This is a genomic window from Methyloversatilis discipulorum (assembly GCF_018780585.1).
GTDB lineage: Bacteria > Pseudomonadota > Gammaproteobacteria > Burkholderiales > Rhodocyclaceae > Methyloversatilis > Methyloversatilis discipulorum_B.
The window spans coordinates 31590-55571 of sequence record NZ_JADMJL010000046.1; the positions used below are offsets into that span (position 1 = coordinate 31590).

The following is a 23982-nucleotide window of genomic DNA, read 5'->3' on the forward strand; positions in this document are numbered from 1 at the left end:
GGCGAACACCCTGCAGTGCGGCATCTTCCCTCGTCGCAGGGGCGCAGGCTCGGCTACAGTAGTCGCCCATTACGCACCCGACCGCCTCCGGCCCGCATGAGCCTGCACAGCGCATCGAGCACACCGTCCCAGCAGGACCTCACGCCCGCCAGTCTGGCTGCGGCGCGGCCGCTGCGCGTGCTCATGTACTCGACCTATTTCCCGCCCGAGTTCAGTGGCGCTGCGCAGCAGGCGCTGATGCTGGCGCGACAGTTGCGGAGGCTCGGCCATCATGTCGAATTCGTGACGGTGCGCTGGCGCGATCTGCCCGAGCACGACACGGTGGATGGCTTTCCGGTCACGCGTCTTTACGCCGGACGCGGTGCCAAGCATCGCGAACTGCGGCTGTGGGCCAATCTGTGCGCCTACGTCTGGCGGCGCCGTCACGACTTCGACGTGCTGCACAGCCACGGCGCCTATTACACGAATGCCATCGTCGGACCGCTGGCACGCGCCGCCGGTCTGAAGTCCATCGTCAAGGCCAGCCTGGCCAACGACGACCTGCACGACATCGGCCGCACGCTGAGCGGTCGGCTGCACCGTGCGCTACTGCGCCAGGTCGACGCCTGCGTCGCGATCAGCCGCGATCTGGTGCGCGAGTTCAACGACTGCGGACTGCCGGCCGAACGCATCCACTATCTGCCGAATGGTGTCGATACCGCGCTCTTTCACCCCGCCGACGCCGCCGCCCGCGCGGCGCTGCGCAGTGAACTCGGACTGCCGGCCGACGTGCCGGTGGCGCTGTACGCCGGTGTAATGGACGCGCGCAAGAATATCGAATGGCTGGCCACACAGTGGGTGCATCAGGACGCCTTCGGCACCGGCGCCCTGCTGGTCGCCGTCGGCCCGCAGAGTCGCGAGGACCCGAACGGCGAACTGATCGCCCGCCTGAACGCGCTCGGCCGGCAGGCGCCACAGCGTTTCATGCTGCGGCCGCGCAGTGCCGACGTGGAGCGCTATCTGCGCGCAGCCGACCTTCTGGTGCTGCCTTCGCACCGCGAAGGCCTGCCCAACGTGGTGCTGGAGGCGATGGCCAGCGGTCTGCCCTGCGTCGCGGCCGACGTGAGCGGCACCCGCGATCTGGTGCAGCACGGCCGCACCGGCTATACGTATTCGCCGGACGACCCGCAGGCGCTGGCACTGGCCGTGTGCAGCGGCCTGTCACCGGCCGGACGCGCGCTGGGCGAGAACGGCCGGCGCATCGCCGAGGAGCAGTTCTCGCTGCACAGCGTCGCACAGGGCTACAGCCGGCTGTACGACCGCCTGGTTGGAGCACAACGATGAAGACGTACCGCGCAAGGGGCACCAGCGAGTGCGTCCGCACTGAAAAGGAAGAACGATGAGCAAGATCTGCGGCTGGCTTGACGGCCCGAATCCGCCCAATGCACCACTCGACGATCGCACCGGGCTGATCGGCAACATGGCCGAGCGGCTTGGCGGCCTGTCCGATGCCGGCGTGCAGTTCCGTCTCGGTGGCCGCGCCGCGGTGGCGGTGCGCGCCCGCCCCGGCGATACGGAAGTATGCAAGGACGGAGACCTGCTGCTGGCACTGGCCGGCAAGCCGTCGTGGACGGACGCCGACCTGGCCGAGCGCGCCGCACACACCGGCATGGCGCAGTCGCTGCTGCAGGCCTGGCGCGAGCGCGGCCCGGCATTGCTCGAATCGCTGCGCGGACGCTTCTCGCTCGCCCTGGTCGACGGCGCACGGCACGAAGCACTGCTCGCCATCGATCGCGTCGGCGCGCAGGAGCTGTGCTACGCGCTGCGCGGCAGCACGCTGGTGTTCGGCGCGACCACCGACGCGGTGACCGCGCACCCGGCAGTGCGCCCGGCGATCGATCCGCAGTCGCTGTACGACTACCTCTACTGCCACATGGTGCCGGCACCGGCCACCATCTACCGCGACGTATTCAAGCTGCTGCCGGCGCAATACGTGCATCTGCGCGACGGCGCACTGCGCACCGGCTTCTACTGGAGCATGCCCTACGCCGACGATACGCCCGACGACTATTCCCGCTACGCGGCGCAGTTCCGCGAGCTGCTCGAATCGTCGGTGCGCGACGCGACCACCCGCGACAGCGTCGGCGCCTTCCTCAGCGGCGGCACCGACAGCTCGACCGTCGCCGGCATGATGGCCCGTGTGACCGGTCGCGGCCCCGACACCTATTCCATCGGCTTCGACGCAGACGGCTTCGACGAAATGGAGTTCGCGCGCATCGCCGCCGGTCATTTCGGCTGCACCGCCCACGAGTACTACGTCACCCCGGCCGATGTTGCCGAAGCGATCCCGAAGATCGCAGCCATCTACGACGAACCCTTCGGTAACGCCTCGGCGGTGCCGACCTATTTCTGCGCCCGCATGGCGCGCGCCGACGGCCGCACGCTGATGCTGGCCGGCGACGGGGGGGACGAAATCTTCGGCGGCAACGCGCGCTATGCCGATCAGGAAGTGTTCGAGCGCTACGGCCGTGTGCCGGCACCGCTGCGCGCAGTACTGAACGGCGTGCTCGGCCAGCTGCCCGATGCGCTGGCGGTCGGCGTGCTGCGCAAGGGCCGCAACTACGTGCAGCGCGCGAGCATTCCGCTGCCGGACCGGATGGAGGTGTTCAACCACGTCGAACGTGAGGGCGCATCGCGCATCCTGCCCGAGCGGCTGCTGCGCGGCATCGACCCGGATCACCCGCGCGCGATCGCGCGCGAGGTGTACGGGCGCACGCGGTCGCAGGCCATGGTCAACCGCATGATGCATCTGGACCTGAAGCAGACGCTCGCCGACAGCGACCTGCGCAAGGTGTCGCGCATGTGTGAACTGGCCGACATCGAGGTTCATTACCCGCTTCTCGACGAGCGGCTGATGGACTTCTCGGCCATGCTGCCGGCCGACTACAAGGTGCGCGATGGCCAGCTGCGCTGGTTCTTCAAGGACGCACTGAAGGACTTTCTGCCGCAGGCGACGATCACCAAGTCCAAGCACGGCTTCGGCCTGCCCTTCGGCCTGTGGATGCAGCAGGACCCGCAGCTCAGCCGCATGGCACACGACGCGCTCGACGCGCTGGCGCAGCGCGGCGTCGTGCAGCCCGATTTCGTCAAGCATCTGCTGGAGCGCCACCGCAGCGAACACGCCTCCTACTATGGCGTGATGATCTGGGTGCTGATGATGCTCGAACACTGGCTGGCCGCGCATCCGAATGCGCGACTGGACGGGTGAGGCGATGAACACGCCCGACGCCCGATTCCTGGTCATCACCGAACTGTTCCAGCCCACCAAGGGCGGGACGGCGGTGTGGTTCGACGAGGTGTACCGCCGCATGGGCGGCGCCGGCACGCACATCCTGACCGCCGACGTGCCGGGTGCCGAAGAGCACGACCGCGCCAGCCCGAACACCATCCATCGTCTCGGGCTCAAGCGCTATCCATGGCTGCGTCCGGAGTCGCTGCCGGTCTATCTCGAGTTCTTCCTGAAGACGCTGAGCGTGGGCTGGCGCCATCCGGTGACCCAGATCCACGCCGGCCGCGTGCTGCCCGAAGGCCTGGTCGCCGTGCGCGCCGGCCGATTGCTGCGCCTGCCTGTCGTCATCTACGCGCACGGCGAGGAAATCACGACGTGGCGCCAGCCGCGTCGGGTCAAGGCGATGCGCGAGGCCTATTGCGGCGCGCAGCTGGTGATCGCCAACAGCGAATTCACGCGCGGTCTGCTGCTCGACATGGGCGTGCAGCCGGAACGTGTGGTCATCATCAATCCCGGCGTGGACACCGAGCGCTTCCGCCCGGGACTGGATGGCTCGAAGCTGCGCGCCTCGCTCGGCGTGAAGCCGGAGGCCAAGCTCATCCTGTCGGTCGGCCGGCTGTCGCGGCGCAAGGGTTTCGATTACGTGATGCAGTCGGTGCCGGAGCTGGTGCGCCGCGGGCTGGACGTGCACCACGCGGTGATCGGCAAGGGTGAGGACGCGGAGTACCTGGCCGGCATCCGTGCCGCGTCGGAAATGCCGGAACGCATCCACCTGCTCGGCGGCGTCAGCGCCGACGATCTGCCGCTGTGGTACGCGGCGAGCGATCTGTTCGCGATGCCCAACCGCGACATCGGCGCCGACACCGAAGGTTTCGGCATGGTCTATATCGAGGCGGCGGCCTGCGGCCGCACCTCGCTGACCGGCATGGCCGGCGGCACCGGCTCGGCCGTGCTCGACGGCGAAACCGGACTGCGCTGCGACGGCAATTCACTGCCTGCGGTGACCGAAGCGCTGTTCACGCTGCTCGATCCGTCGACCGGTTTCGGCGCGGCCTGCGCCGCCCGTGCGGAAACGCGGGCACATCGGGATTTCTCGTGGGCGGCGGTGATGCGGCAGACGGTCGAGCATACGCACGACCTTAAACGCTGATATTGAGACGCTGATACTGCGCCGCTGATTAGTTCGCCTGTTGCCAGAAGCGCCCGACGGTCAGGTCCCATTCGTCCGGGCGGAAGCGCATGCGCCCGCCCAAGGGCGTGAAGGTCATTTCGCCGAAATAGACCTGTCCGTGCACGTTGTACAGATCGACGCGGACGAAATCGAAGCCCTCGGACAGACGGGCGCCGACTTCGAGTAGCCGGTCGAGATTGGCCGGGCGCGGCATGTCGAAATCCTTCTGGTTGTCGCGGTAGCGGAAGGGCAGCAATGTCCAGTCGCGATCGTAGAAGGCGTTGATGCCGTGCCGGCAGTCGTCGACCTGCACGAGCTGCGGCACGCCGTCGAAACACCACAGCTTGTAATCCAGCGGGCCGTTCTCCTGACCATCGTCGAGATAGGCCTCGATCACGACGCGCGGCTTGATCTTCGCGTAGTGATATTCGTGGTCGATCCAGTAGTAGTCCTTGCCCAGCCACTCCGTCAGCCGCGCGATGACCTCATCGCGGTCGAATGCGCCGTCGATCAGGATGTTGCCGCCGGAGCCATTGTTCGTCTTGATGACGCACTTCGGCGGCAGTCGGTCGAAAGGAATGCGCCGCGGGTCGGTGCCCGACCAGATCAGATCGACCAGATGCGCTTCGCCAACCTTCTCGCGCACATAGTCGCGCACCGCGTACTTGTCGCTGAGGCGTGAATAAAGTGCATTGCCGCGCCTGTTCACGGCGAGCATTCGCTGCAGCACCTTTTCGGTGAAGCGCTCGACGCGTGCCGGGTCGAAGGGACGACCGTGCACCTTCTGATAGCGCTTCGTCAGCTGCGCTTCTCCGATCGCGCGTCTGTTCAGACGTCGGCGCAGGGTGCGCCATGCCTCCATCAAATCCATGCCAGGTCTCCCGTTCTCACCCAGGAGCCGCGGGCTGGGCCGGTTGCGGTCTGGGCTTCCAGGGCCACAGTCGTGGAATGCGGCCACCGGCGAACAGACCGGCCGGCCGCGCGCGGGCCCAGTCGGCGTCCGGCAGGCCTGCGATGCGCTGGCGGATCAGCCAGGTCGTCGCGACAACGACTACGATCAGCGTGTAGTAGTAGTCGAAATAGGCCAGCCCGAGGAAAAGGCCAGCGGTCGCGTAGGCGATGAGGCTCACCTGGACCATGCGCATCATGTCCGCCACCCAGGCGATGTCGGGCATCTTGCGCGCCCGGCGGGCGCTCCAGCCAGCGCTGAGCCAGGTGCACAGGCCGAGGGCAAAGAACAGGCCGAGCCCGATGTAACCGTGTTCGCCGAGTACTTCGAACACGACGCTGTGCACGTCGCGCACGTTTGTCGGATCGGGTGCATACATCGCGAATACCTGACGCTTCCAGCACTCGAACCCGCCGCCGAAGATGCGGTCGTTCGCCATGTTGAAGCTGGTCCACCAGGCATTGACGCGCCCCTGAGCGGACTTGTCCTCCTCGTGCGTCTCGATGGTACTCATGCGGTCGTACCAGGACTGCGGCATGAAGTTGGCGATCGCGTAGCCGGTCACCGCGAGCAGGATGGCGGTTTGTATCTTCTTGCGACTGTTAAGCCAGATGAACACGGTCATCGATGCCATGCCCAGCATTGCGCCCCGCGACTGCGTACCGATCGCCGCAAAGGCGGTCAGCACCACCCAGGTGGTCAGGAAGAGCCTGAGCAGCGGATTGGCCGCCCGCGACCGCATGAAGTAAAGCAGCGGAACAGTCATCGCCAGCGCCAGACCGATCTCGTTATTGCCACCGATGAAGGTGCCGGGCGGTCCCTGCACGCGGAACACACCGCCGCGCAGGATGGTGAAGATGCCGCCCTTGAAGCCGTAGAAGCCGATCGACGCGGCCGACACCCAGAGGAGCGCCTCGATGCGGTCGAAACTGCGCATGATCATCAGGGCCACGAAAATCATCAGCTGGATCTTCAGCACCTTGTCCAGCTGGATCTGCGCGTCGGCCGGGTAGATCGCCTGTGTCGTCGTTATGCACATCCAGATCACGAACAGCGCAAGGATGATGCTCTCGCGCGTCCAGATGATCTTCTTGATCTCCTTCGAGAACAGCAGCGCCACCAGCGTGGTCAGCGCAACGATCATCGCGAACGGAAAGCTCAGCGAAAAACCGTAGGCCAGCCGGTGCGGGTTCATCAGGCTGAGCCAGGTGAACACCAGGATGCCTATCCAGGGCGTACGCAGGATGAAGGGCAACATGCCGAATACGGCGATGGTGACGACGATGTCACGCACGACGCGTCACCTCGATCATGCAGCCACCTTGCTGACGACGTAGCGGAACTTGCCCGAGCCTTCGGCCGCGATCTGCGCGACGTGCTCGACCACGATCTCGACCGATTCGCCGAGGCGCGCCTTCATGCCGGCGCGGATGCGTGCATCGCCGTCGGCCGGGAAGCCGGGCTCGGTCATCACCTTGACCCGGGTGAGATCCAGGCTTTCCTGCTCGATGCGGAAGCCGGCCACGCCGGGCATGTCGCGCACGATGTAGATCAGCGCCAGGCCGTGCATCACCGTGCCATCCCGGGCGACGATGAAATCGGTGCTGCGGCCCTGCACTTCCTTCAGCACCGGCAGCGTGCGACCGCAGGCGCAGGGCGCGTCGTCCGGCGCCGCCACGACGCCGACGTCGCCGGTGCGGTAGCGCACGAAGGGGAAGTCACGGGTGGCCAGATGGGTGACGACAATCTCGCCGGACTCTCCCGGCGGCAGCACCCGACCTTCGCGATCGACGATTTCGACGATCACGTCCTCGGCGGTGATGTGCAGCGAGCCAGACGGGCACTGGTGCGCGATGAAACCGGCGTCGCGCCCGCCATAACCGTTGGCGACCGGTGCACCGAAACTCTGTTCGATCAGCGTGCGCTGGTGGTCGTACAGACGTTCGGACGTGACGAACACCACCTTGATGCCGAGGTCGTCCATGCGCACGCCCTGCCGCTGCGCATGGCGGGCGATGTGGGCGAACGCCGACGGGTAGCCGAACAGCATCTTCGGCCGCAGCGCACGGATTTCGTCGATGAAACTGTCGACCTTCGCGTCGGACATTTCGAAAGCCGGCAGCAGCCGGGTGCGCATCAGGCGATCGCGCAGCAGGCGCACGCGGTCCTGCGCACCCAGTTCGATCGGGCTGCCCCACAGCACGATCTCCGGATCGCCGATATCGACGCCCCACCAGCGGGTGGCACGCCACTTGGCGGCAACGTCACGACTGACGCGTTCGAGGCCGATGTAGAAGATGAGCGGCACACCGCTCGACCCGCCGGTGTTGAAGCGCGCCAGCCCGCGTGCATCATCCGCCTTCAATGCGTCGGTGTGGGCGCGGATCAGCGGCTTGTCGAGGAAGGGCAGCCGCTGCAGGTCGGTCAGGCTGGACACTGCAGCCGGATCGAAGCCGATGCGCGCGAACAGATCGCGGTAGTACGGAACGTGTGCCGCCGCATGCGTCAGCAACGCACGCAGCCGCTGCACGCGCAGCGCTTCCAGCCGCTCGCGCGGCCACCACTGGCTGTCCTCCATCGCACGCCGGTCGGCCACCGTGCTGTGCTTCTTCAGCCGCTCCTGCAACGGAAAGACAAGGCCGGATACCAGACGGGTACGCAGATCAGGCATGCGTCCCCCGCACGGCGGCGAAGCGCGCCATCAGTTCGTCGCACAGCTGCGCAACCGCCGGTTCGACCGGCGGCGGCGCCTTCTTGCTGATCGAGCTGGCGAACACCTTGCGCGTGATGAAGGGCGTGAACGGCAGGTCGATGAAGCGGAAGGCCGCTTCGCACTCCTCGACCGGGTGGGTCACCAGCGATTCGTAGGACAGCAGCTTCACCCGCGGATTACGATCCAGCTTCATCTGGAAGAACAGCAGGTTGCGGAAATACCAGATCAGCGCGGCAGCGGTCGCCTCGTTCATGTCCGGCCGCCACAGTTCGCGCACCAGGCGCAGCGTGTCGTCGGACATGCCGCCAGCAAACCACTCGCCATCGGCCTTGCCACGCACGATGCGGTCGATCTGCTGCGAGAAGCGGCCGAAGGACACCAGCGCGGAATTCACCGCATCGCGGTACTCGCGCACGATCCACAGCGCCTTCGACGGCTGGAACTCGCTCATCAGCGCCGGCAGGCGATCGAGTTCGCACAGGCACTTGATGACGAAGTGCGGCGCACGCGACTGTTCCACCAGCCGGCGGATCACCGGCAGCTCGCGCATCATGTAGTTGTCGAAGGCGCGCGGGTCGCGCTCGTGGTAGACGTCGGTCAGCATGCTGCGCTCGATCAGGTCCATCAGCATATTGGTGCCCGAACGCTGCATGCCGGCGACAAACACGTGACGGCGTGCCCCTGCGGCACGCGGCAGGCGCTGCACGCACCACTTGGACGCGAGCAGGGTCCGGTACTCGATCTGCTCGCGCACATGCGCCCATTTCGATGCTTCAGCCAACTCGTCTGACTCCTTCTTCGGTGGCGGCGACCGCTCCGCTGCGGCCCAGCGCCCTGAACGCGGTGACCAGTGCGGCCACGCGTCCATCCCATTCATTGTCCCGCGCGTAGGCCAGGATGGCATCCCGGTCCCAGTCGCGCGCGAGCGCGGCGGACAGCGCCGTCTGCAGCGCGGCGGCGTCGCCGAACGGTACGACGGTACCCAGCTCGTCGCGGCAGACGACTTCGCGGTTGCCGCCGACATCGGTCGTCACGACCGGCAGCCGGCAGGCCATCGCTTCGAGAAAAACATTGGCCCAGCCTTCGTTGCGCGTCGCCAGTACGAACACATCGGCCGCCGACAGCGGCTGCTTGAGCGCCTCCGGCGGCAGGGTGCCGAGAAAGCGCACGCAGTCCTCCAGCCCGAGTTCGCGCACCTGTTGCCTGAGCTGCGGCCCCCAGTCCCCTTCGGCGCTGGCGCCGCCGACGATCAGGAACAGGAGCTCCGGCACTTCGTGGCGCAGCACCGGCAGCAGTTCGATCACGCGGTGAAAGCCCTTGCGCTCGGTCAGGCCGCCGACGCTGATCAGCACCGTGGCGTCGGCCGGAATGTCCAGCGCGCGCCGCGCCGCGTCACGGTCGACCGGATGGAACTTGCGCGTATCGACGCCATTGCCCACGACCTGCAGCTTGTCGCGGGCGATGCCGAGGCCGGCGGCGATGTCGGCCAGCGAAGAGGACACCGAAAACACGCGATCGGCCCGTTCAAGTGCAGCGAGCAGACGTTCGCGCAGGCCGGGCGTGCGCGCGTGGCGGGCTTCGGTGCCGCGCAGCGTGATCGTGAACGGCACCTGCAGCCAGCGCGCCAGCAGACTGGCCGCATAGCCGTCGGGATAGGCGAAGTGGGCGTCGAGCACGTCCAGACGGCCCTCACGCTTCAGGCGCGCCAGCGTGCCGCGTGCGCCGAGCGCCAGCAGTACGCCGTCGAGACGCTTGAACAGTCCGGGCACCGACAGGAAACGCGGATGCAGCACGGTCACGCCCTGCTGCACCTCGACGCGCGGGACGTCCGGACGGAAGTGCGGCCGGATCAGGCGCAGCAGCGACTGGAACGGAAACCAGGGCACCGGTGCAACCACGGTCATCGGCAGTTCGGCGCCGACACGGAACATGCGCTCGCGGATGAACACGCCGGCCTGCGGCTGCGCACCGTTCGGGAACAACGTCGAGAATACGACGATGTGCGGCCCACGCTGCGTCATGCAGCCGCGCGGCCGGTCAGCCGGCCATAGACGTCGCGATAGCGCGCGACAGAGTTCGTCCAGTTGCGCTCGGTTTCGACATAGCGCCGCCCCGCTTCGCGCAGTTGCGGCCAGCGGTCCTGCATGGCCAGCAGGCGCAGCACGCTGCGCGCCAGATCTTCGGCGTCGCCGGCACGGAACAGCATGCCGGTCTCGCCGTCGCGGATCAGCTCCTTGTGACCACCGACGTCGGACGCGACCAGCAGCAGGCCCTGCGCCATCGCTTCCAGCGGCTTGAGCGGCGTCACCAGATCGGTCAGCCGCATCGAATGACGCGGATAGACCAGCACGTCGACCAGGCTGTAGTAGCGCTGCACGTGCGCGTGCGGCACGCGACCCGTGAACTTCACGTGCGCCTGCAGGCCGAGTTCCTGCGTCAGCTTCTTCAGGTTCTCCTCCTGCGGCCCACCGCCGGTCAGCAGCAGCGCGATGTCCGGCGCCTGCTGCAGGATGGCCGGCAGCGCGCGCAGCAGCAGGTCCAGACCCTCGTAGGCGTAGAAGGAGCCGATGAAGCCGAGTACCCGCTTGCCGGTCAGCCCCAGTTCGGCGCGCAGCGCGTCGTCGCCGGGGACGCCGAAAGCGAAGTTGTCGATGTCGACTGCGTTGGGGATGACGGTGATCTTGGACTCCGGCACGCCGCGCGCCACCAGATCGCGACGCAGACCTTCGCAGATCGTGGTGACGGCATCGACCTGCTGTACCGCGCGCGTTTCCATCGCGCGGGTGGCGCGGTAGCGCAGGCTGCCTTCGGTGGTGGTGCCGTGATCGACTGCGGCGTCCTCCCAGAAGGCACGGATTTCGTAGACGACGGGAATGCCCAGCCGGCGCCCGACGTTCAGCGCTGGAAAGGCGTTCAGCACCGGCGAATGCGCGTGCAGCACGTCCGGCTTCAGCTCGCGCGCGACCTCGAACAGTCGCGCTTCGAGCGCACGCATCTGCGCCCGCTCGCGCAGCACCGGTACGCGGTCGATGGTGCCGGGCGTCCACCGCGTGCGGTGGAAGGTGAGGCCATCGACCTCCTCGACCAGCGGGCCGGGCGCGGTGTGCTTGACGCTGGTGACGTGGTGCGTGTCCCAGCCGAGCTTGCGCTGCTCGCGCAGGATGGCGGCGGTGCGGAAGGTGTAGCCGCTGTGCAGCGGAATCGAGTGATCCAGTACGTGCAGGATGCGCATCGGTATCGGTGTCTCTTTCAGGCGGCGGCACGGATGGCCGACGCTTCCTGGTTGCGCAGGAAGGCGTCGAACATGAGCAGGGTCCACAGCGACGCGCTGTAGTCGCGCAGGCCGGACTGGTGCGCGTCGACCAGGTGTTCGAGATAGGGGCGGTTGAACCAGCCGGTGTCGGCCAGACGGCTGCCGAGCACCGCGTCACGCACGCGCTGCTTCAGCGGGCCGCGGAACCAGCGCGCCAGCGGCACCGAAAAGCCCATCTTCGGCCGGTACATGATGTCGTGCGGCAGATGCGGTTCGAGCGATTTCTTCAGCAGGTACTTGCCTTCCTGCCCGCGTATCTTCAGCGAGGCCGGCAACGTGGCCAGCCACTCGACCAGCGGGTGGTCCATCAGCGGTTCGCGCACTTCCAGCGAGTGCGCCATGCTGGCGCGATCGACCTTGGTGTTGATGTCGCCGACCAGATAGGTGTTCAGGTCGAGGTACTGCACCAGCGACAGCGGCTCGTCCGAGGTATGGCGTGCGGCGTGGCGGTGGAACACCTCGACCGCGTTGTAGCCGCCCAGTGCGGCCTTCATCCGCGGGCTGAACAACTGGGCGCGCATCGGGTCGCGCAGGATGGACACCGAGTGGAAATAGGCTTCCACCGAGGTGCGCGCCAGCGATTCGAACGTGCTCTTGGCGCGGAACACTCGCGGCGCCCAGTCGGCCTTCGGGTAGATCTGGCCCAGCGTACCGAACAGCGGCTTGCGCACGCCCAGCGGCAGGCGCGACCGCAGACGCTCTTCCATCAGGTGCATGCGGTAGCGGCGATAGCCGCCGAAGCTTTCGTCGCCGCCGTCACCGGACAGCGCCACCGTCACGTGCTTGCGCGCCAGCTGGCACACACGGTAAGTCGGCAGCGCCGAGCTGTCGGCGTAGGGCTCGTCGTACAGCCAGGCCAGCGTATCGATCAGGTCGAAATCGTCGGAGGCCACCATTTCGACGCGGTGGTTGGTGCGGTAGCGGTCGGCCACCTGCTGCGCAAACTTCGATTCGTCGAAAGCCGGATCGTCGAAGGCGATGGCACAGGTATTCACCGGCGAGTCGGAGGACTGCGCCATCATCGCCACCACCGCCGACGAATCGACGCCGCCGGACAGGAAGGCGCCCAGCGGCACCTCGGAAATCATGCGCAGGCTGACCGATTCGCGCAGCCGGCGAATCAGCTCCTCTTCGGCCTGCACTTCGTCGATCGCCTCGACGTGGCCGAAGTCGACGTCCCAGTAACGACGCGGCGCCGGCGGTGTTTCACCGCGGCGGATGCGCAGGCTGTGCGCCGGCTCCAGCTTGAAAGCGTGGCGGTAGATGGTGCGCGGGTCGGCCACATAGCCAAGCGCGAAATACTCTTCGACCGCCAGCGGGTCGAGATCGAGGTTCAGGCCGCCGTGCGCGGTCAGCGCCTTCAGCTCGGAACCGAAGATGAGCTGGCCGTCGGGCAGCAGCGAATAGAAGAGCGGCTTCACGCCCAGACGGTCGCGCGCCAGGAAAAGCACGTCCTGATTGCGATCGAACAGGGCGAACGCGAACATGCCGCGGAAGCGCTCGACGCAGGCTTCGCCCCACTGCTCCCAGGCGTGCACGATCACTTCGGTATCGCTGCGCGTGCGGAAGGTGTGGCCCAGCGCGGTCAGTTCCGGAATCAGCGACTGGAAGTTGTAGATCTCGCCGTTGAACACGACGATGACCGAACCGTCCTCATTGGCCAGCGGCTGCTGACCGCTCGCCACGTCGATGATGGACAGCCGGCGGTGACCGAGACCGACGCCGGGTTCGAGGTGCAGATCGCCCTCGTCGGGACCGCGGTGATGCTGCGCCTCGTTCATCCGGTGCAGCACGTCGCGACCTACATCACGCCGGTTGCGCGTGTCGAAAATGCCAACGAAACCGCACATGCGGGAAATCCTGTCAGGTGGTGGAGCTGCCGGGGCGACCTTGCTTCGCGGACAGCGCAAGATAGGCGTCGCGATACGCGGCAACCATGGCTTCGATGCTAAAGGAGGCCTCGATTTTCTGCCGTGATGCACTTCCGTGCGCATCCCGCAGCGCCGCATCGGATGCGTATTCCTGCACGCAGGCCGACAGCGCCGCGACGTCGCCGGGCATGAACAGCCTTCCATTGATGCCATCGTCCACCAGTTCCGGCGTGCCGCCGACCGCGGTGGACACAACGGGCAGTCCGCAGGCCATCGCTTCGAGGATGGTGTTGGAAATACCTTCGCCCAGCGACGGCAGCACGAACAGATCGAAAGCCTGCATCAGTTCGGGAATGTCCTTGCGCTCGCCGGTCAGCCAGGCGCGATCGGCCAGACCGGCGTCGTCCAGCAGCGCCTGACAGCCGGCGCGTTCGCCGCCGTCGCCGACGATAACCAGGCGCAGGCGCTCGCCGCCCGGCCGCCGCGCGGCGTCAATGAAGGCGCGCACCAGCGTCGGGTAATCCTTCACACCGACCATGCGACCGACACTTCCGATCACGAAGGCGTTGCCACGGAAGGACTCCGGCAGCACGCTGCGGCTCGCGTCGGTCCGCGGCGTGAAGCGTTGCTTGTCCACGCCGTTGTAGATCTGCGTGACGCGCGCCGCATCGACGCCGATGGCGTCGCGCAACCAGTTCTGCAGGTCGCGGCTGACCGTCAGATAGCGGTGGACGAAAGGGCGCACCAGCCGGCGCAGCCGGTTATAGCGCGTATTGCTGCCGTCGAGGTCGAACACGTCGCGCCCGTGCTCGCCGTGGATGCGCACCGGCACGCCGGCCAGCCAGCCGATCAGCACCGCTTCCAGCGCCGACAGATTGCGCGTGTGCAGGATGTCGGGACGCAGCGCGCGCAGCATCCTCCACAGTCGCAGGTAGTGCGCCGGGTCCTTGCCCGGCGCCTTCTTCACGTCGTGGAAGGTGACCCGGCCGTCGCGGATGCGCTCGACGAAGTGCGAGTGGCCCTGCAGACAGACCACGTGGTGCTCGAAATCGCCCGGCGGAAAGTTGTTGAACAGGTTCACCATCCCGTTCTCCATGCCGCCGGTGCCGAAGTGATGCACCACGTGAACGACGCGCTTCACGGCGCAGTCGCCTTGCCCAGGTGCGGTTCGATCACGGCGGCGAAGGCCGTCAGTCGCGCGCGTGCCGCCGGATCCTCACCCTGCTGCGGCGTCCACAGCACCACGGCGTAGCCGCTGTCCTCGCCGTCCAGCAGCAGCGATCGGGCGAACATGAGTTTGGCGCGCACGCTGCTGACGGTGGGCTCACCGCCGACGACGAACCAGTCGTGAATGAGCAGGCGCAGCGCGGTCGAGCGCAGGCGCGTCTCCCGCACCGGATGCGCCGGCGTATCGACCACGCGCTCGCCGACGTTGGACCACACGTCGTGCTCCTGCCGGATCATGAAGTTGCGCGAATTGATCAGTTCGGCGTCCTGTCGCTGGCGGCCGTACCAGGCCAGATGAACGGCCACGACCTCGTCGCCGCGACGGTACTGCACGGTGCGCTCGCGGTCCGGGTTCTGGAAGGTGGGCCGCCAGTCGGTCAGCGCCGGTCCGGCATCGAGCGCCCAGCCGTCGCCGGGTTCGGCCGGCAGCGCCAGTTGTGGTGATGCCGGCAGTTCGCGCTGCGCCAGTTGCGCCGCATAGAGCGGAGGCAGCAGCAACACGAGCGCCGCCGAAGCCGCCGTCAGCGCGGTGCGCAGCATCGGGACCGGCCGCAACGCGATCGAGCCGGCGCCGGGCGCGACATCGTCGGCTTCCTTCTCCTGCCAGAACGAACCGACCCAGAACAGCAGCAGCATGATGACGCCGAAGAACACCCAGCCGTAGATGATGTGGTCGACACCGGTCGCCAGCTTCATGTCCGAGTAGTGCGCGAGCAGCACGATCATCAGCGCGCGGAAACCATTGGCGACGATGGGCACGACGAAGGAGGCAAGGATGAAGGCGGCACGGCGCCACAGCGTGCGATAGCTCAGGTAAGCGAACAGGGCACCGACGGTCAGCGACGCGATCAGGTAACGCAGCCCGCTGCAGGCCTCGATCACCGACCAGCTGCCGGACGGCAGTTCGAAGAAAGTGCCTTCGCGATAGACCGGGAAGCCGAGCAGTTGCAGCGACGCGACGGTGAAGTCGGCCGTGTAGTTCATCAGCGGCACCATCAGGCCCTCTCCCATCGGTACACCGAGGAAAAGGAAGGCCAGCGGGTAGGCGATGACCCAGGCGACGCGCCAGCCGAGCACGGCGACGACCAGCGACGGAATGCTGGCGACGAAGGCCAGCTGGCGCACCACCTGCACGCCGGCGACGTCGGCCACCAGCCAGCCGGCCAGAGAAACGGCCAGCGCGGCCAGCCCCCACGCGCAGGGTTGCGGCACGTGCGCCGCGAGCGCCGCCCGCTTGCGCCACACCAGCCAGAGGAAGATGGGCGGCACGATGAGGCCGTGCGCGAAGGTTTCCGAACGCCACCAGATTTCCGCCATCGACGCGGCGGTGCCCCAGTAGAGCCACAGCAGCAGTGCGAACAGCAGCAGGAATACCGGCCCGGCCGTCCGCCAGGACGCAGCACTGCGTCCGGTATCAGCCGCGGGCATGGAGGACGTCGGGTTGTACATCGGGTGTGCTTCCGTGTGGGGTTGAACGCGCCGGAGCAGGCGCATCGAGCCAGGCATCGAGCGCAGCCAGCGCGCTGTCCCAGCGGTAGACCAGTTCGATCCGGGCACGCGCCGCCTGGCCGATCGCCTGCGCGTAAGCAGGATCGAACAATGCCAGCACGCACTCGGCGTAGCTGGCCGCGTCGGCGGCGAGGAAATCGCGCCCCGGCTGTGCGTCGAGGCTGGCCGACAGCGTATGCCAGACAACCACCGGCCGTGCCAGCGCCATCGCTTCCAGCACCTTGTTCTGGATGCCGCGTGCTACGCGTAGCGGCGCCACCGCGCAGGCGGCGTGCGCGACCCAGGGGCGCACGTCGTCAACCCGACCGGTCACCGTGACGAAGCCGGTCTTCTCCAGTTCGCGCACGGCAGGCGCCGGATTCATGCCGACGACGAAGAAATGCGCGGCCGGTTCGACGGCGCGGATACGCGGCATCACTTCATTGGCGAACCAGCAGGCGGCGTCGATATTGGGCCAGTAATCCATCGCACCGGTGAACACGACCGGCTTCACGCCCGAGGCATAGGGGTTCGCGCCGGCGTTCGCCGGGTTGAAGAAGTCGACATCGACGCCGTTGGGCAGCGCCTCGACGCGCCCCTTCAGCGTGGGCGCCAGCGATTCGAACAGCGCCACCTCGGCGGGCGTGACCAGCAGGCTGCGGTCGGCGGCGGCAACCACGCCCGCTTCGAAATCGAGCAGCGTGCCTGCTTCGCGCCGGTACAGCCAGGACATGGGCCAGCGGTGACGCGGCGCGTACTCGGACCACTTGGCCGAATCGACATCGACCAGATCGACGATACGGTGCACATGCGGGTGGCGGTCGAGGTACTGCGCCATGGTCGAGCAGAACACGACGGCCTTGGTGATGTCGTGACGAGCGATGGTGTCATCGACCCAGCGCTGCATCGCTGCCGACCGGTAGTAGACGACGCTGAGCGCTTCGCCGGTCGCCAGCGCGCGCAGCGACAGCAGTTTGCGGCTGCGCGGGGCGATGGTTTCGGTGTGCAGTTGCACGCACATCGCCGCCAGTTCGGGCAGGTGAGGCAGGTCGGCCGGGTCGTCGACGAAGGTGCCGACGTGCAGCGCATGGCGACGCGCCAGATGCTTCAGCAGGTGGAAGGAGCGGATCTTGTCGCCCTTGTTGGGCGGAAAGGGCAGCCGATGGGCGAGGAAGAGCAGCGGCTCCACGCCGGTCAGCCCAGATTGCGGACGATGAAGGGCCCGATCGTGTTCGCGAAGCTGCGCGGCATGCGGCGCCACACTTCGATCATCAGCCTGTACTTCGGGTTCGACGGGTTGTTGCGCGGCAGGCTGTCGCGCTTGTACAGGCAGTACTCGTAATGCAGCGGCGTCGGTTCGAAGCCCCAGTTCTTCTTGAACGAATAGGAACCGGTGCCCTGCTTGCTGCGGCCGTAGTCGAACACGCGGATGCCGCGCTCGCAGGCGTGGCGCATCAGTTCCCAGTACTTGAAGTCGTTTGCCGCGAGGTCGCGCGCCGCCACCGCATCGCCGGCGTAGTAGGGCAGGATTTCGTCGCGGAAATAGAAGCTCATGACGCTGCTGAGCAGCGCGCCGTCCGGGCCTTCGACCGTCATGACCGAACAGCGCTCGCCGAAGGTGCGGCGCAGCGTGTCGAAATAGCGGCGCGACATCGCCGGCGTGCCGTGGCGATGCACGTTGTCCGAATACAGCTCGAAGAAACGGCTGTTGTCGGCGTCGAACACCGCCTTCAGGCCGTTGTTGATGCCCTTGCGCACCATCGCGCGCTGCTTGCGCGGGATGGCTTTCATGTTCTCTTCGACGTCCGGCGAAATCTGCTTGCGGAAGGTGACGTACAGGTCTTCGGTCGGCCAGTCGGAATGGCGCGCCTCGACGTTGCGGAATTCGAGGTGATCGACGCCGAGCGACTGCGCGATGCGCTGCGCTTCGGCTTCGAGCGCCAGCGCCGCTTCGTCGTCGTCCGCCGCGACACCGCCATAGACCCCGAAGGGCAGCGATACCAGCGAGTGGCCGAACAGCCGGCTCTTCACCTGGGCCAGCGGCAGCACGCCGCAGATGCGACCGCCACGCTCAGCCAGCAGGTAGTGCGTGGCGTGACCGAACACGTCGCGCATGATGTCGCGCCACTCGAACAGGTGAAAGAAGCTCGCCGTCGGGCAGGCTTCGACGAAGGCATTCCAGTTCGCGCGATCGGCGTCAGCCGGTGCGCGCACGGTGACTGCAGTCATGAACTCCGCCTCAGGCCGCACGGGCGATCTCCGGAAACACTTCGTCCATCCGGCCCCAGCGGAAATCACGCATCAGGCGGGCAAGACGGCCTTCGGTGCGGTGCAGGTTGATGTAGTGGCGGAAGCGCGACTTGGCATCGACGCCCTGCACGCGGGGCTGGTCGGCGTCGATTTCCCACGGATGGCAGTAGAACATCGCCGGCTTGCCGTCGCGCTTGTTCACCTGGCTCAGCAGCCAGCGCGAGGTGGCATAGGGCAGCAGGCGGAAGTAGCCGCCGCCGCCGGCCGGCAGGTTGCGGCTGCCCATGCGCACGGTGGTGACCGGCACTTCCATCAGACCGTCGCGCGACGCGAACGGGAAACGCGGCGCGTCCGGCATGCCGTAGTGGTCGTGCTTGACCGGATAGATGCTGGAGCTGTAGCGGTAGCCCGCCTGCGCGACGCAGTCGAGCGCCCACGGATTGGTGTGGCCGATCGAGAAACTGGGCGCACGGTAGCCGCGCACCTCGACACCGGTGATGTCTTCCAGCACCTTCTTGGCGCGCGTAATGTCGTCGAGAAATTCGGCCGGCGACTGTTCGGTCGCACGCAGATGGGCGGTGCCGTGGCTGGCAATCTCGTGCCCGGCAGCGGCGATGCGCCTGACCATGTCCGGATGACGCTCGGCGATCCAGCCCAGCGTGAAAAAGGTGGCCCGGTTGCCGCTGTCAGCCAGCAGCGCAAGGATGCGCTCGACATTGCGCTCGACGCGGCATTCGATCGAATCCCAGCGGCTGCGCTCGATATAGGGCGCCAGCGCCGACACCTGGAAGTAATCCTCGACGTCGACGGTGAAGGCGTTGCGGATATCGGTCCGGGCGCTCATGTCAGTGCGCGCTCCGCTGCAGCAGCCAGTCGTGCAGGTCGGCGGCGATGCGCTGTGCGGCATTGCCGTCCCAGTATTCGGGCACGCGACCGCGCTTGCCGCCGGTGGCGAGGATGTCGTCGAGGCTGCGCACGAACAGCGCCTCGTCGGCGCCGATGACGGTGTTCGTGCCCTGCTCCACCGTGATCGGCCGCTCGGTGTTCTCGCGCAAGGTCAGGCAGGGCACCGACAGCGCCGTCGTCTCTTCCTGCAGACCGCCGGAGTCGGTGATCATGACGGTCGCACCACTCATCAGGCCGAGCATTTCGAGATAGCCGAGCGGCGGCAGCAATGCGATGCGCGGATTGTCGAGCAGCGCACCGAGGCCGAACTTCTCCAGATTGCCGCGCGTGCGCGGATGGATCGCGAACAGCAGCGGCAGCCGTGCCGCCGCCTGCGTCAGCATCGCGGCCAGACGCTTCAGTTGTTCGGGATCGTCCACATTGCTCGGACGATGCAGCGTCACGACACCGTAGCGGCCGTCGGCGATCAGCGCCGGGTCGATGTCGTGCTCGGCCAGCGTCTTCGCCGGCGGCACCGCCAGCGCGCGGCTGGACAGCAGCGAATCGATCATCACGTTGCCGGCGAAATGCACCCACGAGGCGTCGACGCCTTCGCCAGTCAGATTGCCGAGCGCGCTGCGCTCGGTCGTGTACAGACGGTCGGAAATGCGATCGACGAGGATGCGGTTGATTTCCTCCGGCATCGCGCGGTCGCCGCTACGCAGTCCGGCTTCGACATGCACCACCGGCACGTGCTTTTTCACCGCGACCAGCGCGCAGGCCAGCGTCGAATTGACGTCGCCCACGACCAGCACGCAGGACGGCTTGAGGTCATCGACCAGCGGTTCGAAGCGTTTCATGATCTCGGCGGTCTGCACCGCGTGCGTACCGGAGCCGACTTCGAGATTGTGGTGTGGCGTCGGCAGACGAAGCCCGCTGAACAGTCGCTCGTTCATCGCGTGATCGTAGTGCTGGCCGGTATGCACCAGCACCCACGGAATCGTCGGCACGTGCTCGTCGAAGGCGCGCAGGATGGGCGCCATCTTCATGTAGTTCGGCCGCGCGCCGACGACGCACAGCACCGGAGCGATTACCTGGGCAGCGCTCATTCCGCCTCCTTGTCCGCCTGCTCGGTCGAGCGCTCGGCGATTTCATACAGCAGGGCCAGTGTCTGTTCGAGCGTACGCTCCATCCGTGACAGGCGTTCTTCGAGATTGCCCGCCTGATGCGCGTTCACGTAGTCGCGCACCCGCTGCGCCGAGTCGGCGTCGAGTCGGAACTGCGACATGTCGAGATCGAACAGCGCCGGCGAACCGCGCAGCCCGGCGCCGTTGAAAGCGGCGTGCGCCGCCGTGTCGGACGGCATCGGGCCGTCCGGCCGCTTGGCCATCGCGGCGGCAGCCGCGGCGTCGCCCGCTTCGTCCTTGATTTCGCTGACCACGCCGGCGACGTCCTGCGCGGTGAAGGCTGTCGCTCCGCCGAGGAAGCCGGCCAGCATCAGGCGGTCGCATAGCGTATTGATGCGTCGCGGCACGCCCTCGGTCGCCTTGAAGATCGCTTCGTGCGCCCCCGCCTGGAAGGCGGGGGACCCGCGCCAGCCAACGTGCTTCAGGCGGTGCTCGATATAGGCCTCGGTTTCGGCCGCGTCCATCGGCCCGAGGTGGTAGGACGCGATCACCCGCTGACGCAGCTGCTCCATGTGCGGGCTCTGCATCGTTTCACGGAATTCCGGCTGACCGACCAGGAAGCTCTGCAGCAACGCGTGCTCGCCGAGCTGGAAGTTCGACAGCATGCGCAGTTCCTCGACCGCGCGCGGTGTCAGGTTCTGCGCCTCATCGACGATGAGCAGTGCGCGCTTGCCAGCAGCCGTCAGCGACAGCAGGAACATTTCGATCGACAGCAGCAGGTCGGCCTTCTTCAGCTGCTTGTTCGGCAGGCCGAAGGCAGCAGCGACCAGGCGCAGCGTGTCTTCGGCGTCGAGGTGGGTGCTGACCAGCTGCGCCGCCACCACCTTCTTCGAATCAAGCTTCTGCAGCAGGCTGCGCACCAGCGTGGTCTTGCCGGCGCCGATCTCGCCGGTGATGACGATGAAGCCTTCGCTCTGATGCAGACCGTACTCGAGGTAGGCGAGCGCGCGCCGGTGGCCCTTGCTGCCGAAGAAGAACGACGGATCGGGATTGAGCTGGAAAGGCTTGCCGGAAAGACCGTAGAAAGACTCGTACATGGATCTCGATCGTTGGGTACCCGCCCCTCAGGGCTTCGGTGGCGCTGCACGGTTCGGCAGCCTGCGCATCACGGCGCCCGCGTCAGAAGAAGCGCGTACTCACCGTGGCGATCAGTGCATTTTCGTCTACATCGCCGGCGGCGACTGTGCCACGCATCATGCGCAGACCAATGGAGCCGCTGGTGTAGGCACCGAGCGCCGTGGAATAAGTCGCATTGAAGACGTTGCGCTCGGTCGTCGTGCGGGAGGTCACACGCCCACTGGTGTCGAACGAGGTCAGCGAAAAGTTCAGCGAGCTGACTGGCGAGAGCCGGTGCGACAGACCGATGGTCCAGCCTTTCTGGACAATGACCGAAGCCTCGGCAAAATCGCCGACCAGGGATCCGCCGACGGAGCCGATTCCGCTGTCGTTGGTCGACTGGTACATCGTGAACGACAGCGTGTTGCGGGCACCGGTATGCACCACGCCGAGCGACCAGCGCGAGCGCCGGTATTCGCGGTCGGTCAGGATGGGCGAATCGAGCGAACCGTAGCCCGGGATACGCCCGGCCAGCGCATCGGCACGGATCGCATCGCGCCGCTCTTCCGGATCGGCGATGCTCGCGTAGGGCTCGACGAAGGCCAGCGTCTCGTAAAGATCTTCCAGACCCGAACCTTCGAGCAAGGTGTCGATCCGGCTCACGATGTTGCGCGTGTAGGCCGCGTTGAAAGCTGTCCTGGGCAGACGATGCGACAGCTTGTAGTTGGCGGTACTGCCGTACGGCCGCTCGTCGTAATCGAGCGACAGAGCCGTGCGCTGCGACGGACGCCAGTCCAGGCCGCCGCCATAGGTGGCGCCGTCCCGCCGATTGCCTATCGTCGACTTTTCGTAGCCGTAGCGGCCGGTCAGTTCGATCTGGACATCCGGTTTGTAGATCAGCGAACCGACGATGCTCTCGCGTTCGCTGTTGTTGGCATTGCCCGAGTCGGTCACGCGCGAACTGAGCACGCCCTTCCAGCTCAGCGTCGCCGGAGCGCCCTGCAGCGTGCCGGAGAACGTGCGGGTGGTCAGTGCGCCCTCGCGGCGCGACGATTCACTGCGCGCGATGGTGTAGCTGGATTTCCATGTCGCGATGTCGCCGAGCCGGACCGTGCCGCGCATCGACGGCGACAACGAGAACACCCGCGTCTCGGTCGAATCGCCCAGCGTGCTGTTCAGCAGGTTGGGCTGGGCGTTGAACACCGATCGCCGACGCTGCGTCTGACTCGCCTTGGCGTCGAGGAAGAAGAGGTCGTCGACGACCTCGAACGACCCGTTCGCGCTCATGTTGTTCGCGATGCGCGACGGGAAGGTGTCGTCCGCGTAATACATCATCCGCGGCGAGTAATTGGCATTGAGCTTCAGGCGCGGACTGCTGCGTCGCAGATCGACGGTCGGCGTGACTTCGGTCAGCACGTCGCTCGACGGCGCAACCGGCGAGAAGTTGATGTTGTCGGACACGATCATCTGTACCGACGCGCTGGTCGACAGGCGCCAGCCTTCGGCATGCGCCGAACCGAAACCGCTGGCGATGCCCAGGATGGCCAGGGAGATCGGGCGAAGCATCGGTCGTCCTGTCCTCATTCAACCCGCCTTGGCCGCGTCGCGATAACCGGTTTCGGAGCCGTAGCCGTAACCGTAACCGTAGTAACCGTAGTAGCCATCGGTACGGGCATAGCGCGCCTTGTTCAACACCAGCATCTTGACCGGGCAGCCCTGTACCTTGGCCAGCGCCTGCTTCACCATCGCGTGCGTGGTGCGCCCGGCCTCGACCACCATGACCAGTTGCCCCATCGATTGCGCAAGCACCGGCGCCTCGGTCGTCACCATCAGCGGCGGCGAATCGAAAATGATGATGCGGTCCGGATAGCGGTGCGCCAGTTCGACCAGCAGCGAACGCATCGCACCGCTGGCCAGCAGTTCGGTGGCGTTCTTGTGCGGCATGCCGGCCGGCAGCAGCGTGAGTTTCTCGACGTTGGTACGGAGCAGGACGTCGGGCAGACCGACATCCTCGTCGAGCAGCACGTCCATCAGCCCCTTGGCCGGCGGCAAGCCGAGCAGGTTCAGGATGGAGGGGCGTGCCACGTCGGCATCGACCAGCAGGACACGGTTGTCAAGTTCCATCGCGATGCTCATCGCGAGGTTGATCGAATTGAAGCTCTTGCCCTCACCCGGCACCGAACTGGTCACCATGATGAGGTTGCCGTTGTCGACCGGCGCCGCGCCCTTGCCGTGGGCGTTGGCCAAAATGGGGCGCTTGATCACGCGGAATTCTTCGGCGATCTGCGAACGCGGTGCCGACGGCACGACCAGACCCATCCCGTCGAGTCGCGCCAGATCGAGTTCGACGTAGCGGGATGAATCAATGGGGGCTCCGCCCACCACCTGCACCGGCGCGGCGGCTTCACCCGCCGGCGGCACCGCGGCGACAGGTACCGCCGCAGGCGCGGGCGCGGGAGCAGGCGCGGGCGCGGGCGCGACAGCAGGCGCAGCCGCCGGCGGCGCCTCGGGCGCCGCTGCCGGTTCCTCGCCGATATCGACGCCCGCCCGCTTGAGGTGGGCCATTCGTTCGATTGCTTGTTCGATGATGCTCATGATCTATCC

General features: G+C 66.7%; 19 protein-coding genes. 3 read left to right on the forward strand and 16 right to left on the reverse strand.

What is annotated here, in order from left to right; translation table 11 throughout:
• The first annotated feature begins 96 nt into the window (after positions 1-96).
• From IV112_RS18005 to IV112_RS18015, 3 genes are read left to right on the forward strand one after another with little or no spacing between them, the layout of a single operon-like run.
• On the forward strand, positions 97-1323 hold the full coding sequence (locus IV112_RS18005) for a glycosyltransferase family 4 protein (RefSeq protein WP_304005821.1): 1227 nt from the start codon (positions 97-99) through the stop codon (positions 1321-1323).
• A 55-nt stretch (positions 1324-1378) separates the two neighbouring features.
• Positions 1379-3247: an asparagine synthetase B family protein gene (locus tag IV112_RS18010; RefSeq protein ID WP_304005823.1), complete on the forward strand. Its 1869-nt coding sequence runs from the start codon at positions 1379-1381 to the stop codon at positions 3245-3247.
• The gene (locus IV112_RS18015; RefSeq protein ID WP_438362258.1) at positions 3228-4418 is read left to right on the forward strand and encodes a glycosyltransferase family 4 protein; all 1191 of its coding nucleotides are present in this window, start codon (positions 3228-3230) and stop codon (positions 4416-4418) included. Before IV112_RS18010 ends, IV112_RS18015 begins: the two co-directional genes overlap by 20 nt.
• Before the next feature lie 28 nt (positions 4419-4446).
• On the opposite strand, the gene IV112_RS18020 is transcribed toward IV112_RS18015, so the two are convergent.
• The 16 genes from IV112_RS18020 to IV112_RS18095 all read right to left on the reverse strand — a co-directional run bounded on the left by IV112_RS18020 (position 4447) and on the right by IV112_RS18095 (position 23973).
• Entirely contained in the window at positions 4447-5310 is an 864-nt protein-coding gene (locus IV112_RS18020) for an ATP-grasp fold amidoligase family protein (protein WP_304005827.1), read from the reverse strand.
• A gap of 16 nt (positions 5311-5326) precedes the next feature.
• A complete protein-coding gene (locus IV112_RS18025) occupies positions 5327-6682 on the reverse strand; it encodes a putative O-glycosylation ligase, exosortase A system-associated (protein WP_304005829.1) in 1356 nt (451 codons plus the stop codon).
• Between the two features lie 15 nt (positions 6683-6697).
• The gene (locus IV112_RS18030) at positions 6698-8059 is read right to left on the reverse strand and encodes a phenylacetate--CoA ligase family protein (protein ID WP_304005831.1); all 1362 of its coding nucleotides are present in this window, start codon (positions 8057-8059) and stop codon (positions 6698-6700) included.
• Complete coding sequence (locus IV112_RS18035; protein ID WP_304005833.1) at positions 8052-8882, reverse strand: sulfotransferase domain-containing protein; 831 nt, start codon at positions 8880-8882, stop codon at positions 8052-8054. Before IV112_RS18035 ends, IV112_RS18030 begins: the two co-directional genes overlap by 8 nt.
• The gene (locus IV112_RS18040) at positions 8875-10122 is read right to left on the reverse strand and encodes a glycosyltransferase (RefSeq protein WP_304005835.1); all 1248 of its coding nucleotides are present in this window, start codon (positions 10120-10122) and stop codon (positions 8875-8877) included. Before IV112_RS18040 ends, IV112_RS18035 begins: the two co-directional genes overlap by 8 nt.
• Entirely contained in the window at positions 10119-11333 is a 1215-nt protein-coding gene (locus tag IV112_RS18045; RefSeq protein ID WP_304005837.1) for a TIGR04063 family PEP-CTERM/XrtA system glycosyltransferase, read from the reverse strand. Before IV112_RS18045 ends, IV112_RS18040 begins: the two co-directional genes overlap by 4 nt.
• A 17-nt stretch (positions 11334-11350) precedes the next feature.
• Positions 11351-13264: an XrtA/PEP-CTERM system amidotransferase gene (locus IV112_RS18050; protein ID WP_304005838.1), complete on the reverse strand. Its 1914-nt coding sequence runs from the start codon at positions 13262-13264 to the stop codon at positions 11351-11353.
• 13 nt (positions 13265-13277) lie between these two features.
• Entirely contained in the window at positions 13278-14426 is a 1149-nt protein-coding gene (locus tag IV112_RS18055) for a TIGR03088 family PEP-CTERM/XrtA system glycosyltransferase (RefSeq protein WP_304005840.1), read from the reverse strand.
• Positions 14423-15940, reverse strand: a complete 1518-nt coding sequence (xrtA, locus tag IV112_RS18060) for an exosortase A (RefSeq protein WP_304005842.1) — start codon at positions 15938-15940, stop codon at positions 14423-14425. Before xrtA ends, IV112_RS18055 begins: the two co-directional genes overlap by 4 nt.
• Entirely contained in the window at positions 15927-17189 is a 1263-nt protein-coding gene (locus IV112_RS18065) for a TIGR03087 family PEP-CTERM/XrtA system glycosyltransferase (protein ID WP_304005844.1), read from the reverse strand. The genes xrtA and IV112_RS18065 overlap by 14 nt, the downstream gene beginning before the upstream one ends.
• Before the next feature lie 5 nt (positions 17190-17194).
• Entirely contained in the window at positions 17195-18250 is a 1056-nt protein-coding gene (locus IV112_RS18070) for a FemAB family XrtA/PEP-CTERM system-associated protein (protein ID WP_296813225.1), read from the reverse strand.
• Positions 18240-19094, reverse strand: coding sequence for an XrtA system polysaccharide deacetylase (locus IV112_RS18075; RefSeq protein ID WP_020165892.1), 855 nt, complete (start codon positions 19092-19094; stop codon positions 18240-18242). The genes IV112_RS18070 and IV112_RS18075 overlap by 11 nt, the downstream gene beginning before the upstream one ends.
• 1 nt (position 19095) lies before the next feature.
• Entirely contained in the window at positions 19096-20244 is a 1149-nt protein-coding gene (wecB, locus tag IV112_RS18080) for a non-hydrolyzing UDP-N-acetylglucosamine 2-epimerase (protein ID WP_304005846.1), read from the reverse strand.
• Positions 20241-21359, reverse strand: a complete 1119-nt coding sequence (locus IV112_RS18085; protein ID WP_020165894.1) for an XrtA/PEP-CTERM system-associated ATPase — start codon at positions 21357-21359, stop codon at positions 20241-20243. Before IV112_RS18085 ends, wecB begins: the two co-directional genes overlap by 4 nt.
• 82 nt (positions 21360-21441) lie before the next feature.
• Positions 21442-22944, reverse strand: a complete 1503-nt coding sequence (locus IV112_RS18090; RefSeq protein WP_304005848.1) for a TIGR03016 family PEP-CTERM system-associated outer membrane protein — start codon at positions 22942-22944, stop codon at positions 21442-21444.
• A gap of 18 nt (positions 22945-22962) precedes the next feature.
• The gene (locus IV112_RS18095) at positions 22963-23973 is read right to left on the reverse strand and encodes an XrtA-associated tyrosine autokinase (RefSeq protein WP_304005850.1); all 1011 of its coding nucleotides are present in this window, start codon (positions 23971-23973) and stop codon (positions 22963-22965) included.
• Positions 23974-23982 lie beyond the last annotated feature (9 nt).

Coding starts and splice junctions, on each gene's coding strand:
- IV112_RS18005 (WP_304005821.1), top strand. CDS start 97: ATGAGCCTGCACAGCGCATCGAGCACACCGTCCCAGCAGGACCTCACG.
- IV112_RS18010 (WP_304005823.1), top strand. CDS start 1,379: ATGAGCAAGATCTGCGGCTGGCTTGACGGCCCGAATCCGCCCAATGCA.
- IV112_RS18015 (WP_438362258.1), top strand. CDS start 3,228: ATGCGCGACTGGACGGGTGAGGCGATGAACACGCCCGACGCCCGATTC.
- IV112_RS18020 (WP_304005827.1), bottom strand. CDS start 5,310: ATGGATTTGATGGAGGCATGGCGCACCCTGCGCCGACGTCTGAACAGA.
- IV112_RS18030 (WP_304005831.1), bottom strand. CDS start 8,059: ATGCCTGATCTGCGTACCCGTCTGGTATCCGGCCTTGTCTTTCCGTTG.
- IV112_RS18040 (WP_304005835.1), bottom strand. CDS start 10,122: ATGACGCAGCGTGGGCCGCACATCGTCGTATTCTCGACGTTGTTCCCG.
- IV112_RS18045 (WP_304005837.1), bottom strand. CDS start 11,333: ATGCGCATCCTGCACGTACTGGATCACTCGATTCCGCTGCACAGCGGC.
- IV112_RS18050 (WP_304005838.1), bottom strand. CDS start 13,264: ATGTGCGGTTTCGTTGGCATTTTCGACACGCGCAACCGGCGTGATGTA.
- xrtA (WP_304005842.1), bottom strand. CDS start 15,940: ATGCCCGCGGCTGATACCGGACGCAGTGCTGCGTCCTGGCGGACGGCC.
- IV112_RS18075 (WP_020165892.1), bottom strand. CDS start 19,094: ATGAGCGCCCGGACCGATATCCGCAACGCCTTCACCGTCGACGTCGAG.
- wecB (WP_304005846.1), bottom strand. CDS start 20,244: ATGAGCGCTGCCCAGGTAATCGCTCCGGTGCTGTGCGTCGTCGGCGCG.
- IV112_RS18085 (WP_020165894.1), bottom strand. CDS start 21,359: ATGTACGAGTCTTTCTACGGTCTTTCCGGCAAGCCTTTCCAGCTCAAT.
- IV112_RS18090 (WP_304005848.1), bottom strand. CDS start 22,944: ATGCTTCGCCCGATCTCCCTGGCCATCCTGGGCATCGCCAGCGGTTTC.
- IV112_RS18095 (WP_304005850.1), bottom strand. CDS start 23,973: ATGAGCATCATCGAACAAGCAATCGAACGAATGGCCCACCTCAAGCGG.